This window comes from Paraburkholderia sp. 22098, assembly GCF_052045935.1.
GTDB lineage: Bacteria > Pseudomonadota > Gammaproteobacteria > Burkholderiales > Burkholderiaceae > Paraburkholderia > Paraburkholderia caledonica.
The window spans coordinates 23054-37817 of the sequence record NZ_JBQEPV010000018.1 but is presented as its reverse complement, the minus strand read 5'-3'; the positions used below and the strand labels follow the sequence as shown (position 1 = coordinate 37817).

Genomic DNA, 14764 nt, shown 5'->3' with positions numbered 1-14764 from the left:
AGACGCAGCGCCGCCAAACAAGCAACAGAGCGCCCGTGTTGCGAGCGGCAATGGGCGCCCGGCGTAAGGCCTCAGGCTGCCGGTGTAGTCGGCAGATCAGGCGTTTGCGGAGTCTGCACGCCGTAGCAGCCGCGATATGTCGCGTAGAACGAGCAATACAGCATGGTCGTGACGATCATCGTGGCGGGCATCAGCACGGCGAACGCGAAGTCACCCGCGCCGAGCGCCTGCATCAATGCCGACAAGCCGAGCGACACTATCATTGCCACGGCAAACCACAGTGCGCCGAACACGATGAATGCGCCGCGATTTCGCCAGCAACTGACGAGGCTGAAGAACATCGCCTTGACGGGCGGTACATCGTGCCATGCCGCAAGAATGGGCGAGAACCAGAACAGCATGGCCACCGGAATGTAGAACGCAAAGGCCGTAACCACGGCGAGCGGCATATTGCTGTTGGCGACTGCCTGAGGGTCCATTGCCGCGCCCGCTCCAAGCATCACCTTCAGCAACATGCCGCCGTCGGCGAGTGCCGAACCCGCGAGCACCACCGCCATTGCGATTACGTAGAACACGCCGAGCACGATCAGCCGCCGGGCGACCACTGGTCCGTACGAACGGAAGCCATCCACGAGGATTGTCGGAAAGACGGGCTTGCCCGCGATCGTATTGCGGCATGCGGCCATGAAGCCGACGGCGACGCCTGGAATAAATGCGAGCGGCAACACGCTGCCGATCAGCGGGATTTGCGCAACCAGCGTCATCACCAGCAGATAGGTGAAGAAGAGCGTGAGAAACGCGAGCGGATTCTTGCGGAACAGCCAGATACCTTGCCGGAACCATACATAGCCAGTTTTCGCGGGAACTTCGATCAGTTGCATGAGGTGTGAATGCCTGGAAGTGCGACGCCGGGTAGGCGCTCGCGCAGAATGCGTTCGAAATGGCCGGGATCGTGCGGTTTAAGCAGTTCGGCCGCGCGCGGCAAATGAAAATCATACAGGCGCGAGACCCAGAAACGGTACGCGCCCGCCCGCAGCATGTCGCCCCAATGACGGTTTTCTTCGACGGTAAAAGGACGCACCGTTTGATACGCGCGCAGCATGGCTTCGGTGCGCGCCTCGTCGAGCTTGCCCGTGGCGAGGTCGACGCACCAGTCGTTGACGGTGACCGCGACGTCGAACAGCCACTTGTCGCAGCCGGCGAAGTAAAAATCGAAGAAGCCGCCGAGACGAACCTCGTGACCGGTTTCCGGCGCGGCATGCGCGAACATGGCGTTGTCGCGGAACAGGTCGGCGTGACAGGGTCCCTCAGGCAGCGCCGCGTAATCTGCCGACGCGAAGAACGCCTCCTGATACGCGAGCTCGGACGACAGCAAGTCACGCTGCTCGCCTTCGAGAAACGGCAGGATGGTCGGCACCGTTTCCTTCCACCACGGCAGGCTACGCAGGTTCGGCTGATAGCCGGTGTAATCGCGCCCGGCGAGATGCATGCGCGCAAGCATCTGTCCGACTTCGATGCAATGTTCGACGCCCGGCGCCAGTTCAGGCGCGCCTTCGAGCTTCGTCACGATAGCGGCGGGCTTGCCGTGCAGGATGCCGAACAGCGACCCGTCCTCGCGCGGCATGGGGTCCGGCACCGGCACGCGGTGCTCCGCAAGATGGCGCATCAGGTTCAGATAGAACGGCAACTGCCCGGCCGTGAGCTTTTCAAAAATGGTGAGGACGTATTCGCCGCGCGTCGTCGTGAGAAAAAAGTTGCTGTTTTCGATGCCGGACGTAATGCCGCGAAATTCGACAACTTCGCCGAGATCGTAATGGCGCATCCAGTCTGCTAGTTGGGATTCGGTGACAGCGGTGAAGACAGCCATGCGGGAAACGTCAGGTCAGGTTGGTCGGGCTGGCGCGATGTGGCCAGCGGGCTACGTGCGGTGGTGAAAGCAGTGTGGAGCGCGCGTTCAGGCAGGTCGGTGGAACGGTTGCGAAGCTCGGCGCACCGCCGCGCGATGCGGAATTCAAGCTCACAGCACCGGCGACGCGCGCCGGCGCAGGGCATTGATCAGGAGCGGCGCCGGCGCCCCGCCAGGCATCAGTACCTCAGGTTCACCGAAGGCAGACGCGTGCTCGCGCGTCCGTTGTCGCGCACGGTGGGCGACGTATCGAGCGGCGCGCTCATCTGATAGCGCGTGCCAAGGTTCGAGCGGACGTTGATTTCGACGGGCTTGCCTTTGTCGCGGTATTCAGTGATTTCCGTGCCGTTCCCGCTGCGCTCGTGGAAGCTCGGCGTGCGCGGGACGTTGATTTCCACCTTCGAGCTGACCTCGGCTGCCGGCCGGTTGATCTTCTCCAGGTCGGGCAGGCCGGCGCGTTCGTTGGCGGACTGCGGCGCGCCCGGGGGCGGAGTGTCGTCGACAGGCTGGGCAGCCATCGCGGCGTTGCCAAAGGCAAGGGCCAGTGCAACGGCGACGGGAAGGAGCGGCTTCATGGTGATTCTCCGGAATGGTGCCCCGATTCTAGCAAATCCAGCTTCTGCCACGGGCGCAATCGCCTTATTTTGCGCCGCTTTCGCGCAGTGCGCCCGCAATCTCGCTCGCCCCCGGGCGGCGGCTGCTGCGTGCGCCGCGAGGTCATTTGGCGATCATGGGTTCCGTGGTAATGTCGTCTCATCAATAGAGGCGAATGAAGATGAACAACGATACCAATCAACGCGCGGTGCAAACTCCCGCCAACAGCTTCCCGACCGAATCCTTTGACGACGCCGCCGAGGCCGTCACACGCCTGTCGGCCATTTACGAAGCCAACACGTCATTTCTGCGCGACGCCTTCGCGCGCTATCGCCGCAACGAGCTGTTCGAACGCCGGGTACGTGCTTGCTACCCGTTCGTGCGCGTCTGCACCGAAGTCAACACGCATATCGACTCGCGCCGCTCGTACGGTTTTGTCGCCGGCCCCGGCGTGTTCGAGACGACCGTTACGCGCCCCGACCTGTTCGGCAACTACTATCGTGAGCAGTTGCGTCTGCTCGCTAAAAACCATCACGTGAAGATCGAAGTTGGCGTGTCGAATCAGCCAATCCCCATTCATTTTGCGTTTGCCGAGGGCATTCACCTCGAAGGCGATCTGGATCGCGAGCGCCTCTTCCTGATGCGCGACGTGTTCGACACGCCCGACCTGGCGCTGCTCGACGACCGTATCGTCAACGGCACGTATGAGCCGCTGGCGGGCGAGCCGCATCCGCTCGCGCTGTTCACGGCGGCGCGCGTGGATTTCTCTCTGCATCGGCTGAAGCACTACACGGCGACTTCGCCCACGCATTGCCAGAACTACGTGCTGTACACGAACTACCAGTTTTATATCGACGAATTCGTCAAACTTGGCCGCACCATGATGGCCCATACAGACGACGAGGAACTGCGCGCCTATCGCAGCGAATACACGTCGTTTGTCGAACCGGGCGACGTGGTCATCTACAACGAGAATCTCGGCGAGCAGGCGCAGGAAGGCACGGCGCCGCCGCGTCTGCCGCAGATGCCCGCGTATCACCTGAAGCGCGCGGACGGCAGCGGCATCACGATGATCAACATCGGCGTCGGGCCGTCGAACGCGAAGACCATCACCGATCACATCGCCGTGCTGCGTCCGCATGCGTGGATCATGCTGGGCCACTGTGCGGGCCTGCGCAACACGCAGCGCCTCGGCGACTATGTGCTCGCGCACGGCTACGTGCGAGAAGATCATGTACTCGACGCCGATCTGCCGCTGTGGGTTCCGATTCCAGCGCTCGCCGAAGTGCAGGTTGCGCTGGAGCGCGCGGTCGCGCAAGTCACGCGGCTCGACGGCGTGGAACTCAAACGGGTTATGCGCACGGGCACGGTCGCGAGTGTGGACAACCGCAACTGGGAGTTGCGCGATCATCGTGAGCCGGTTCAGCGGCTGTCGCAAAGCCGCGCGATCGCGCTGGACATGGAAAGCGCGACCATTGCAGCAAACGGATTCCGCTTCCGCGTGCCTTACGGCACCTTGTTATGTGTGTCCGACAAGCCGCTGCACGGCGAGCTGAAGTTGCCGGGCATGGCCGATCAGTTCTATCGCGCGCAGGTCGACCAGCATCTGCAGATCGGCGTGAAAGCCATGGAGCTTTTGCGCGAGAACGGGCTGCATCGTTTGCATAGCCGCAAGCTGCGCAGCTTTGCAGAGGTGGCGTTTCAGTAAATGGAGTGTTGGGTCGGGCGGTTCTTCCGCCGGCGGCTGCGATCGGCGGAAGAGCAAGGACATCAACCGATGCGTCTACTGCCCAAAGCCGGTCAGCCCGATCAAGCTTCCGGCGGCCAGCAGCCATAGCGGATGAATGCGTGTTTTCAATGCGATTGCGGCGGTGGCCGCCGTGACTGCCCACGCAATCGCCGTCGAATCCGACGCTTCCGCAATCAGCGCCGCGCTCGCTGCGACGATGCCTGCCGTAACCGGCACCAGCCCCAACTGCGCATAACGCCGCCACGGCCGGTCCTTGAAGCGGTCCCACGCGTGGAGCGCGAGTATGGTCACGATCGACGACGGCCCGAACTTCGCGATCGACGTCACCAGCATGCCAGGCCAGCCGGCCACGTGCCATCCAATCAGTGTGACGATCATCAGGTTGGGGCCCGGCGCGGCTTGGGCAAGCGCGAAGAGCGCACTGAATTCGCTGGCCGGCATCCAGTGATGCACCTCGACCACCTGACGCTGCATCTCCGGAAGAATGGTATTGCCGCCGCCGAATGCGAGCAGCGAAAGCTGACTGAAAATGATGGCGAGGGAAACGAGCGTGTCGTTCATTGTGCGCTCCTCGATGCAACGTAGATGCTGAGCGGCGTCAGCACAAGCATGGTAGGCAACAGCGGTAGCCGCATGATCGCGATAGCAACGAAGCCGAGGGCGGCGATGAGCGCGGCCATCGGTTTATTGCGCAGCGGCAGCACGATTTTTACGGCCATCGAAATGAGAAGCCCCGCTGCGGCCGCCGCGAGTCCCGCAAATAGATGACGCACGTGCGGGTCGTCCTGCGTGCGCTCGTACAACACGCCAAGACCGATCACCACCAGCGACGGCCCGGCGATCAAGCCGAGCAATCCAGCGAGCGCGCCCGGGATTCCGCGAAAGCGCATGCCGACGGCTACTGAGAGATTGATCACATTGCCGCCCGGCAGAAACTGGCAAAGCCCCAGCAGATCGGTGAAGTCTTCCGCGTTCAGCCAGCGGCGTTGCTCGACAAGCGCGCGGCGCGCGAGCGGCAGTGCTCCGCCAAATGAGATGAGTCCCAAGCCCAGAAAACCGCTGAAAATTTCCCGCAGAGTGGGCCTCGGCCCTGCGGCGGAGTCGAGTGAGGTGAGATTGTGGTCCATGGCGCTTCGCTTTCCGTTCAAGCTCAAGAGGTTAGCGCCGAAACGCCATGCGGCAAAACGATTTTTGCGCGCGTCTTTGTGATCTACAATCACAAGCATGGCCCGTAATCTTCCTCCTTTTCCCGCGCTGCGCGCCTTTGAAGCTGCGGCGCGACACGAAAGCTTCACCGCTGCGGCGAACGAACTGCATGTGACGCACGGTGCAATCAGCCGGCAAGTCGCGGCGTTCGAGTCGTGGCTCGGCGTGCAGGTGTTCCATCGTCACGGCAAGCGCGTGCGCCTGACGACGGCTGGCCGCCGCTATCTGTCCACCGTGCAGGCCGCGTTCGACAGCATCGCGCACGCCACCGATCAATTACGCGACACCGGCGTGGTTCACGTGCTGCGGGTCAATGCGCTGCCCACGTTCGCGATGAAATGGCTGCTGCCGCGCCTGCATCAATTCCAGCGCAAGGTGCCGAACGTCGAATTGCGATTGGCGACGTCGAACGCGCCGGTCGAAACATTGGATAGCTTCGACGTTGCGGTGAGGCGAGGCCCCGCTCACTGGCCAAACTGTGTGAGCGGCCACTTTCTTGGCGAGAGCGAGCTTCCTGTGTGCAGTCCCGCGCTACTGCAGCGCTCGCCGATCAACACGGCGGACGACCTCGCGCGACACGTTCTCCTGCATTCCGACACGCGGCCCGATGCCTGGGGCAACTGGTTGTCGGCCGCGGGCGTGACGGCGAAATGCCGGAAGAAGCAATCGTTCGATCACTTCTATCTGGCCTTGCAGGCCGCAGTAGATGGACTCGGCGTGGCGCTGGGCCCGCTGCCGTTACTTGCCGACGAACTCGCGTCCGGCCGCCTCGTGATGCCGCTGGCGGCGCCGCGCATCGACGCGCGCGGCTATTGGTGGGTGGCAAGAAGAGAGGTCGCCCATGCGCCGCTCGTCGCGCAATTCTGCGAATGGTTGCAGGCGCAAGGCGATCAGACCGATCAGGCGCAAACGCAAACGGGCAGCCCCGAGGCCGCCCGCTTGAATGAGTGATCCAGCAGAGTTGCAGCGCGAACGCTGCGCTCGCACGTTACAGATAGAACATGCGGTCTTCTTCAGACTTGGTGGGTTGCGGCTCAGCGCCTTCGCGATCTTCGTAGAACTTGAGCACCGCTTCGAGCACCTGGTCCGGGTCGTCGATCACCTGCATCAGGTCGATGTCCGTCGGATTGATGAGGCCCATAGGCGTGAGCGAGTTGTTGAACCACGCAAGCAGACCTTCCCAGAACTCTGCGCCCACCAGAATGATCGGCACGTGACGCGACTTCTTGGTTTGAATGAGCGTGAGTACTTCCGCGAGTTCGTCGAGCGTGCCGAAGCCACCGGGCATCACGATCACGGCATCTGAATTCTTCACGAACGTAACCTTGCGCGTGAAGAAATGACGGAAGCGCAGCGAGATGTCTTGCCACTGGTTACCGGACTGCTCGTGCGGCAACTCGATATTCAACCCGACCGAAGGCGCCTTGCCTGCATGAGCGCCTTTATTTGCGGCTTCCATGATGCCTGGGCCGCCGCCGGAGATCACGGCGAAGCCTGCATCGGAGAGCTTGCGGGCAATTTGCGTGGCGAGTTTGTAGTACGGCGAGCTGGGTTTCAGGCGCGCTGAACCGTAGATGCTGACAGCGGGGCGGATCTCCGAGAGGTACTCGGTCGCCTCGATAAACTCTGCCATAATCGTGAACATCTGCCACGATGCGCGGGCCTTTTTTGCCGTTGCGCGCTCTTGATCTGCGAGTGATCGCAGACTCGGAATCACTTTTCTCTTAGTCATAATGCCTGAAGAACGAAGCCTTGAAGGTAAGACCCTGCTATTGGTCGACGGTTCGAGTTATCTGTACCGGGCCTACCATGCGATGCCTGATCTGCGCGGGCCCGATGGTGGTCCCACAGGTGCGCTCTACGGGATGATCAACATGCTGCGGCGCATGCGCAAGGAAGTCACAGCAGAGTATAGCGCGTGCGTGTTCGACGCCAAGGGCAAAACGTTTCGCGACGACTGGTATCCCGACTATAAGGCGAATCGGCCATCGATGCCGGACGATCTCTCGCGGCAGATCGAGCCAATTCATGTGGCCGTGCGTGCACTCGGCTGGCCGCTTCTGATGATCGACGGCGTGGAAGCCGACGACGTGATCGGCACGCTTTCCACCGAGGCGGAAAAGCGTGGCATGAACGTGATCGTGTCGACCGGGGACAAGGATCTGGCGCAGCTCGTGTCGGATCATGTCACCCTCATCAATACGATGACCAACGAAAAACTCGACCGCGCCGGCGTTCTTGCGAAGTTCGGCGTCCCCCCGGAGCGCATTGTCGACTACCTGTCGTTGATCGGCGATACCGTCGACAACGTGCCCGGCGTCGAGAAATGCGGGCCGAAAACCGCGCTCAAATGGCTGTCGCAATTCGAGTCGCTTGATGGCATCGTCGCACATGCAGACGAGATCAAAGGTGCGGTAGGAGACAATCTGCGACGAGCTCTGGATTTTCTGCCGATGGCGCGTAAGCTCGTCACCGTGGAGCGTCATTGCGATCTGACCGGGCATCTCACGTCGATCGAGGAGAATTTGCAGAGCCGGCCCGAATCGCGCGAAGAATTGCGCGATGTCTTCACGCGTCACGGGTTCAAGACCTGGCTGCGCGAGGTCGAAATTGCCGATGCGGTCGAAGGGCCGGAAACCGACGTGCCGCCCGCGCTCAGCGTCGATCACGAGCGCCACTACGAAACCGTGCAAACGTGGGAACAGTTCGACGCGTGGCTGCAAAAAATCAACGCAGCTGAGTTGACCTCGTTCGACACCGAAACCACGTCGCTCGATCCAATGACCGCGCAAATCGTGGGTCTGTCACTGTCGGTAGAAGCGGGTCATGCCGCTTATGTGCCGCTCGCGCATCGCGGCCCCGACGCGCCTGTGCAACTGCCGCGCGACGAAGTGCTTGCGAGGCTCAAGCCGTGGCTCGAAAGCGCGGAGCACAAGAAGGTCGGTCAGCATCTGAAGTACGACGAGCAGGTGCTGGCCAATTACGGTATCGAGATGCGCGGCGTCGAACACGACACGCTGTTGCAATCGTACGTGCTGGAGTCGCATCGTCCGCATGACATGGACAACCTGGCGTTGCGCCATCTCGGCATCAAAACGATCAAGTACGAAGACGTCGCGGGCAAAGGTGCCCAGCAAATCGGTTTCGACGAAGTCGCGCTGGACAAAGCCGCCGAATATGCGGCAGAAGACGCCGACGTGACATTGCGTCTGCATCAGGCACTGTATCCGCAGCTTGCTGCGGAAGAGGCGCTCGAGCATGTCTATCGCGACATCGAAGTGCCCACGTCGCGCGTGTTGCGCAAGATGGAGCGTACCGGCGTGCTGATCGACGCGGAAAAACTTCGTCAGCAAAGCAGCGAAATCGCCGCGCGTCTGATTCAGCTGGAGAGCGAGGCGTATGTGCTCGCCGGCGGCGAATTCAATCTCGGCTCGCCGAAGCAGATCGGTCAGATCTTCTTCGAGAGACTCGAATTGCCAGTCGTGAAGAAGACGCCGAGCGGCGCGCCGTCCACTGACGAAGAAGTCCTTCAGAAGCTCGCGGAAGATTATCCGCTGCCTAAAATCCTGCTGGAACACCGCGGCTTGTCGAAGCTCAAGTCCACCTACACCGACAAGCTGCCGCGCATGGTCAACGCAACAACCGGTCGCGTGCACACGAATTACGCGCAGGCCGTTGCGGTCACGGGGCGCCTTGCGTCGAACGATCCGAACCTGCAGAACATTCCCGTGCGCACAGGCGAAGGCCGCCGTATTCGCGAGGCCTTCATTGCGCCGCCGGGGCACAAGCTCGTCTCGGCGGATTACTCGCAAATCGAACTGCGCATCATGGCGCACATTTCCGGCGACGAATCGTTGCTGCGCGCGTTCTCCCAAGGGGAAGACATTCACCGCGCGACTGCGTCCGAGATTTTCAGCGTGACGCCGCTCGAAGTGTCGAACGATCAGCGGCGCGTGGCGAAGGTCATCAACTTCGGTCTGATCTATGGCATGAGTTCGTTCGGCCTCGCGTCGAACCTCGGCATTACGCGCGACGCCGCGAAGCTCTATATCGACCGCTACTTCGCGCGCTATCCGGGCGTCGCTCGCTATATGGACGAAACGCGTCTGAACGCGAAGGCGAAGGGTTATGTCGAAACGGTGTTCGGCCGCCGGCTGTGGCTGCCGGAAATCAACGGCGGCAATGGTCCGCGCCGCCAGGCCGCGGAGCGCGCGGCCATTAACGCGCCAATGCAAGGTACGGCTGCCGATCTGATCAAGTTGTCGATGATCGCGGTGCAGAAGTGGATCGAACAATCCAGGATCGGCACCCGCATGATCATGCAGGTGCACGACGAACTCATTCTCGAAGTGCCGGACGCGGAACTGTCCGAAGTGCGCCAGCGTCTGCCCGAGTTGATGTGCGGTGTCGCCGCGCTGAAAGTCCCGCTGGTCGCCGAAGTGGGCGCGGGCCTCAACTGGGAGGAAGCGCATTGACGCCTGTGTGACGGCGCGCGATATCGTCGTGTGCATGTCACATATGCGTATTGGCGGCTTGTGACAAACCATGCTGCTCGCGGACAATCGGTAAAGACGCGTGCCTCTCGCGCGCGATCACGACGCACAACCCATTGGCAAATACGGAGAGTTCAATGCATCGGTTTATCGTCGTTGGCGGAGGCGCAGGAGGACTGGAGCTGGCAACTCGCTTAGGCGATCGCTATGGTCACAAGAACAAAGCCGGTACGCGGGCTCAGGTCACGCTCGTCGACCGCAATCCGACGCACATCTGGAAGCCGCTGCTGCACGAAGTGGCGGCCGGCAGTATGGACCCGTTCACGCAGGAACTCGAATATGCCGCGCAAGCGCGCTGGCATGGCTTCGAGTTCCAGCAGGGCGAACTGACGGGCCTCGACCGCGCGAACCGGCGTCTTACCCTTGGCACAGTGCTCGACGACGACGGCGCCGAACTCCTTCCCGAACGCCAGCTCGAGTACGACACGCTGATCATCGCGATCGGCAGCACGACGGCATTCTTCGGCGTGAAAGGCGCGCCCGAGTTCTCTCTGGCACTCGACACCGTGAGCCAGGCCGAGCGCTTTCGCAAGCGCCTTATCGCGGCTTGCATGCGGGCCGAGCATCAGGCGCACGAGCCGGTCGAATCGGGACCGGGCACGTCGCCTTCTTCCGAGCCGCGCATTCAGGTGGCGATTGTCGGCGGCGGCGCGACGGGCGTCGAACTCTCGGCCGAGTTGCGCAATACGGCTCAGGTGTTGTCCGCGTATGGTCTGCACAAGCTCGATCCTCGGCACGACGTGGGCATTGTGTTGATCGAGGCAGGGCCGCGCATTTTGCCGGCTCTGCAGGAACGTGTGTCGACGGCCACCGCCGAGCTGCTCACCAAGCTCGGCGTAAAGCTCATGACGAGCGAGACCGTGGCCGAGGTCGCGCCCGGCATCATCCGCACCGCGAGCGGAAAAACCGTGCGTGCCGATCTGACGGTGTGGGCGGCAGGTATCAAGGCGCCCGCTATTCTGAGCCAGCTCGACGGCTTGCCGGTCAACCGCCTCGGTCAGCTCAACGTGCGCCGCACGCTGCAAACCGAGATCGACGACAACGTCTTCGCGCTTGGCGATTGCGCTGCCTGCCCTTGGCCCGGTAACGAAAAGAATGTGCCGCCTCGCGCGCAAGCCGCGCATCAGCAGGCGAGCTTTCTTCTGAAAGCGCTCGCTGCGCGGCTTGAAAACAGGCCGCTGCCGGAATTCACGTATCGCGACTTCGGCTCGCTCGTGTCGCTTGGACACTTCAGCGCGGTCGGCAATCTGATGGGCGGCGTGATCGGCGGCAATATGCTGATCGAAGGACTGTTCGCGCGTTTCATGTACATGTCGCTGTACCGGCTGCATATTGCCGCGCTACACGGCTACGCCCGAATGGTGCTCGACACGTTTGCGCACTGGCTGCGGCGCACCACGTTACCGCGCGTGAAGCTGCACTAAAGGCGCGCCTCGCGAAGAGGTTGCATCTGCAACAGGACGCGCGTGAGGCGTATCCTGTTGCCTCCACCGTTCAACGAGGAGCGCCCGCATGCTGAATCCCGATGTCGACAGCCTGGTCCCGCACGTTCCCTTCAACCGGCGCACTTTCATCAAGGCCGCGATCGGCACTGGTTTTGCTGCCGCCGTGTTGCCCGTGTCGGCGCAAACCATCCATACCGACAGCGAAGGTCTCGAAGCCGGCGAGATCGCCGTGCGTTCAGGCGGCACGCTCGTGCCGGCCTACCGCGCGCAGCCAAAGGGTAAGACGCATCTGCCGGTGATCATCGTCATTCATGAGGCGTTCGGCGTGCACGAGCATATCGCCGACGTGTGCCGGCGTTTCGCCAAGCTCGGCTATCTGGCGATCGCGCCGGATCTGTTTGTCCGCGAAGGCGATCCGATGGCGCTTCCGACCATCCAGCAAATCAGTCAGCAGATCTTGAGCAAGGTGCCGGACGAACAGGCGATGGCCGATCTCGACGTGACAGTCGCGTGGGCCGGCGAGCATGGCGGCGATCTGAACCGGCTGGGCGTGACGGGCTTCTGTTGGGGCGGGCGCATCGCGTGGCTGTACGCCGAGCACAATCCGCGGCTCAAGGCGGCGGTTGCGTGGTATGGACGTGTTACCGGCGATCGCACGGCGACTACGCCCACGAACCCGCTCGACCGCGTGGCGGATCTGCATGCGCCGGTGCTCGGTCTCTACGGGTTGCAGGACCAAAGCATTCCGCAGGACTCGCTCGAGCAGATGAAGCAGGCGATTGCGCAAGGGCCGCAGGTCGCGCGCGATTCGCAATTCGTTGTGTACGACGATGCGGGCCACGCGTTTTTCGCGGACTACCGGCCGAGCTACAAGAAGGCCGACGCGGAAGACGGCTGGAGTCGAACGCTGGCGTGGTTCAGGCAGCACGGAGTGGTTTGAGCTTCGGGCTTCGAGCTTTGAGCTTTGAGCTTCGACAGTGCGGCTTCTGCTTCTGCGCCGCGCGTGACTTGCCGCTGCGACTCCTTCGGGCCGCCCGGTCCCCGCCGCATACAACACATAAAAAGGCCGTTGCCGCTCGTGAGCGGCAACGGCCTTCGGCTTTCCTGGCGGCGCTTTGCTTCGCTTAGGGATTCGGGCCGGTTGCGACGGGCCGCTTCGGATCAGAACTCCATTCGCTCCAGGAGCCCGCGTAGAGCGCTGCACCGTGCAGACCGGCGACTTCCATCGCCAGCGCATTGACGCACGCCGTCACGCCAGAGCCGCATTGCAGGACGACATGTTCCGGCGGCGTATCGCCGAGTAGTGCGGTGAACTCGTCGCGCAGGGTATGAGCCGGCTTGAAGCGGCCGTCAGCGGTCAGGTTGTCCTTGAAGAAGCGATTGAGCGCGCCCGGAATGTGCCCGCCCACCGCATCCAGCGTCTCGTTCTCGCCGCGATAGCGATCGGCTGAGCGCGCGTCGACCACCACGCGCTCTTTAGAACCGAGATTGCGCTCGACCATGTTTGCATCGACGGTGACGGAAAGCGGGGCGCCGGCTTTGAAGTCGCCGGTATTTTGCGGCGGCACGTCTTGCGTCAACGGCTGACCCGCGGCTTCCCACGCTTGCAGGCCGCCGTCGAGCAACGCCACCGCGTCGTGGCCGAGCCAGCGCAGCAGCCACCAGGCGCGCGCGGCGTACATGCCGCCTTGCGCGTCGTAGGCGACGACTTGCTGGCCTTGCTTCAACCCGCGCGATTCCAGCGTTTCAACGAGCCGCGCACGATCGGGTAACGGATGGCGCCCGTTCGTACCGTTCTTCGGCCCGGACAGATCGCGGTCCAGATGCAGATAATGCGCGCCGGGCAGATGCCCTGCGAGGTAGGCTTTTTCACCGGATTCCGGGTCGGCCAGATCAAAGCGGCAGTCGATGACGAACACGCTGCCCGGCGCCTCGGCGAGTCGTTCGGCGAGATTCGTCGCAGAGATCAAAGTGGTGTAGTGAGTGTGGGGCATGACGTCTCCTCGATGCGGGCGATGGCGGCTCCGTTGCCGGCGGTCTCATGACGCGACCGGATGGCCGGGCTACCTTGTTAGTCTAAACAAAAAAAGACGGGCCGAAGCCCGTCTTTCCGTGTGTTGATGCAAAGGCAAGTGAGTTGCAGCGAGGCCGCAATCAGATCGTGCCGAGCTCGCGCCGCAGGAACTCGTGGAAGTGCTGCATGCCGTCTTCCATTGGGCTCTGGTATGGGCCGACCTGTGATTCGCCGCGCTCCATTAGCGCGCGGCGACCAGCGTCCATGCGTTCGGCGATTTCGTCGTCTTCGCGGGCCGTTTCCATATAGGCGGCACGTTCCGCTTCGACGAACTCACGCTCGAACAGCGCAATTTCCTCTGGGTAATAGAACTCGACCACGTTCGTGGTCTTCTGTGGACCGCGCGGAATCAGCCACGACACGACCAGCACGTGCGGATACCATTCGATCATGATGCCGGGGTAGTACACCATCCAGATCGCGCCGAACTCCGGCGGAGTGCCGCCGCGGAAACGCAGCACTTCGTCGTGCCATTTGCGGTAGGTCGGACTGCCCGGCTGCTCGAGGTCCTTGTGAACGCCGACCGTTTGCACGCTGTACCACTCGCCGAATTCCCACGTGAGATCGTCGCAATTGACGAAGCTGCCGAGTCCCGGATGGAATGGCGCGACGTGGTAGTCCTCCAGATAGACCTCGATAAAGGTCTTCCAGTTGTAGTTGCACTCGTGCACCTCGACATGGTCGAACATGAAGCCCGAGAAGTCGAAATGTCGTTTCGTGCCGAGGTTGGCCAGGTCGCGTGCGACGTTGCGGCCTTGCGCTTCGAAGAGCAGCCCCTGCCAGTTCTGCAGCGGCGTGGCGCCCAGGTTCAGGCACGGGTTGTCCGCGAAATGCGGAGCGCCGAGAAGCTGGCCGTTCAGATCGTACGTCCAGCGATGCAGCGGGCAGACGATATTCTCCGCGTGGCCGCGGCCGTTGAGCATGATGGCCTGCCGGTGGCGGCACACGTTCGACAGCAGTTCGACTTGCGACTGCTGGTTACGAACGAGCACACGCCCCTCGCTCTCGCTGGGCAAGGCAAAATAATTCCCCGCTTCCGGCACCATGAGATTGTGCCCGACGTAACGAGGACCTTTCCTGAACAGGGTTTCGATTTCGCGCGTTAAAAGCGCTTCGTCAAAGTAAGCCGTGACTGGCAGTTGGCTGTGAACAGACCGCAACTGCAATGCATTGCTCAGATTGGACATTCCCACTCCCGATGAAGACGTGAAAGCAGTGAACAACCCAACCATCGAA

13 protein-coding genes are annotated in these 14764 nt (G+C 62.2%); 5 read left to right on the top strand and 8 right to left on the bottom strand.

Annotated features, from left to right (window positions below):
* Positions 1-71: 71 nt before the first annotated feature.
* The 3 genes from ACTJLB_RS28355 to ACTJLB_RS28345 form a co-directional block, all read right to left on the bottom strand.
* Entirely contained in the window at positions 72-881 is an 810-nt protein-coding gene (locus ACTJLB_RS28355; protein ID WP_020071017.1) for a BPSS1780 family membrane protein, read from the bottom strand.
* Positions 872-1867 carry a homoserine kinase gene (locus ACTJLB_RS28350; RefSeq protein ID WP_440785242.1) on the bottom strand — a complete coding sequence of 332 codons (996 nt, stop codon included), beginning with the start codon at positions 1865-1867 and terminating at the stop codon, positions 872-874. The genes ACTJLB_RS28355 and ACTJLB_RS28350 overlap by 10 nt, the downstream gene beginning before the upstream one ends.
* Before the next feature lie 218 nt (positions 1868-2085).
* Positions 2086-2481, bottom strand: a complete 396-nt coding sequence (locus ACTJLB_RS28345) for a hypothetical protein (protein ID WP_020071014.1) — start codon at positions 2479-2481, stop codon at positions 2086-2088.
* A 200-nt stretch (positions 2482-2681) separates the two neighbouring features.
* On the opposite strand from ACTJLB_RS28345, the gene ACTJLB_RS28340 reads away from it, so the two are divergent.
* The gene (locus ACTJLB_RS28340) at positions 2682-4208 is read left to right on the top strand and encodes an AMP nucleosidase (protein WP_088176594.1); all 1527 of its coding nucleotides are present in this window, start codon (positions 2682-2684) and stop codon (positions 4206-4208) included.
* A gap of 75 nt (positions 4209-4283) precedes the next feature.
* Here ACTJLB_RS28340 and ACTJLB_RS28335 read toward each other — a convergent pair whose 3' ends face one another.
* Together ACTJLB_RS28335 and ACTJLB_RS28330 are read right to left on the bottom strand one after the other, a co-directional pair.
* A complete protein-coding gene (locus tag ACTJLB_RS28335; protein WP_020071012.1) occupies positions 4284-4811 on the bottom strand; it encodes a chromate transporter in 528 nt (175 codons plus the stop codon).
* Positions 4808-5377 (bottom strand): chromate transporter, encoded by a 570-nt coding sequence (locus ACTJLB_RS28330; RefSeq protein ID WP_027805094.1) that lies wholly within the window; start codon positions 5375-5377, stop codon positions 4808-4810. The genes ACTJLB_RS28335 and ACTJLB_RS28330 overlap by 4 nt, the downstream gene beginning before the upstream one ends.
* Before the next feature lie 97 nt (positions 5378-5474).
* Here ACTJLB_RS28330 and ACTJLB_RS28325 point away from each other — a divergent pair, with 97 nt between their 5' ends.
* On the top strand, positions 5475-6407 hold the full coding sequence (locus ACTJLB_RS28325; protein ID WP_440785241.1) for a transcriptional regulator GcvA: 933 nt from the start codon (positions 5475-5477) through the stop codon (positions 6405-6407).
* A 37-nt stretch (positions 6408-6444) separates the two neighbouring features.
* Here ACTJLB_RS28325 and ACTJLB_RS28320 read toward each other — a convergent pair whose 3' ends face one another.
* Positions 6445-7188 (bottom strand): TIGR00730 family Rossman fold protein, encoded by a 744-nt coding sequence (locus ACTJLB_RS28320; RefSeq protein WP_440785240.1) that lies wholly within the window; start codon positions 7186-7188, stop codon positions 6445-6447.
* Position 7189: 1 nt separating this feature from the next.
* Here ACTJLB_RS28320 and polA point away from each other — a divergent pair, with 1 nt between their 5' ends.
* The 3 genes from polA (at position 7190) to ACTJLB_RS28305 (ending at position 12394) form a co-directional block, all read left to right on the top strand.
* The gene (polA, locus tag ACTJLB_RS28315; RefSeq protein WP_440785239.1) at positions 7190-9931 is read left to right on the top strand and encodes a DNA polymerase I; all 2742 of its coding nucleotides are present in this window, start codon (positions 7190-7192) and stop codon (positions 9929-9931) included.
* A gap of 155 nt (positions 9932-10086) precedes the next feature.
* Complete coding sequence (locus ACTJLB_RS28310; RefSeq protein ID WP_020071007.1) at positions 10087-11433, top strand: NAD(P)/FAD-dependent oxidoreductase; 1347 nt, start codon at positions 10087-10089, stop codon at positions 11431-11433.
* An 88-nt stretch (positions 11434-11521) separates the two neighbouring features.
* A complete protein-coding gene (locus ACTJLB_RS28305) occupies positions 11522-12394 on the top strand; it encodes a dienelactone hydrolase family protein (protein WP_440785238.1) in 873 nt (290 codons plus the stop codon).
* A 184-nt stretch (positions 12395-12578) separates the two neighbouring features.
* Here ACTJLB_RS28305 and ACTJLB_RS28300 read toward each other — a convergent pair whose 3' ends face one another.
* Together ACTJLB_RS28300 and ACTJLB_RS28295 are read right to left on the bottom strand one after the other, a co-directional pair.
* On the bottom strand, positions 12579-13448 hold the full coding sequence (locus tag ACTJLB_RS28300; RefSeq protein ID WP_204523793.1) for a sulfurtransferase: 870 nt from the start codon (positions 13446-13448) through the stop codon (positions 12579-12581).
* A 160-nt stretch (positions 13449-13608) separates the two neighbouring features.
* The gene (locus tag ACTJLB_RS28295; protein WP_440785237.1) at positions 13609-14715 is read right to left on the bottom strand and encodes an aromatic ring-hydroxylating oxygenase subunit alpha; all 1107 of its coding nucleotides are present in this window, start codon (positions 14713-14715) and stop codon (positions 13609-13611) included.
* Between the last annotated feature and the right edge of the window lie 49 nt (positions 14716-14764).

Coding starts and splice junctions, on each gene's coding strand:
- ACTJLB_RS28325 (WP_440785241.1), top strand. CDS start 5,475: ATGGCCCGTAATCTTCCTCCTTTTCCCGCGCTGCGCGCCTTTGAAGCT.
- ACTJLB_RS28295 (WP_440785237.1), bottom strand. CDS start 14,715: ATGTCCAATCTGAGCAATGCATTGCAGTTGCGGTCTGTTCACAGCCAA.
- ACTJLB_RS28310 (WP_020071007.1), top strand. CDS start 10,087: ATGCATCGGTTTATCGTCGTTGGCGGAGGCGCAGGAGGACTGGAGCTG.
- ACTJLB_RS28305 (WP_440785238.1), top strand. CDS start 11,522: ATGCTGAATCCCGATGTCGACAGCCTGGTCCCGCACGTTCCCTTCAAC.
- ACTJLB_RS28335 (WP_020071012.1), bottom strand. CDS start 4,811: ATGAACGACACGCTCGTTTCCCTCGCCATCATTTTCAGTCAGCTTTCG.
- ACTJLB_RS28345 (WP_020071014.1), bottom strand. CDS start 2,481: ATGAAGCCGCTCCTTCCCGTCGCCGTTGCACTGGCCCTTGCCTTTGGC.
- ACTJLB_RS28320 (WP_440785240.1), bottom strand. CDS start 7,188: ATGACTAAGAGAAAAGTGATTCCGAGTCTGCGATCACTCGCAGATCAA.
- ACTJLB_RS28355 (WP_020071017.1), bottom strand. CDS start 881: ATGCAACTGATCGAAGTTCCCGCGAAAACTGGCTATGTATGGTTCCGG.
- ACTJLB_RS28300 (WP_204523793.1), bottom strand. CDS start 13,448: ATGCCCCACACTCACTACACCACTTTGATCTCTGCGACGAATCTCGCC.
- ACTJLB_RS28330 (WP_027805094.1), bottom strand. CDS start 5,377: ATGGACCACAATCTCACCTCACTCGACTCCGCCGCAGGGCCGAGGCCC.
- polA (WP_440785239.1), top strand. CDS start 7,190: ATGCCTGAAGAACGAAGCCTTGAAGGTAAGACCCTGCTATTGGTCGAC.
- ACTJLB_RS28350 (WP_440785242.1), bottom strand. CDS start 1,867: ATGGCTGTCTTCACCGCTGTCACCGAATCCCAACTAGCAGACTGGATG.
- ACTJLB_RS28340 (WP_088176594.1), top strand. CDS start 2,682: ATGAACAACGATACCAATCAACGCGCGGTGCAAACTCCCGCCAACAGC.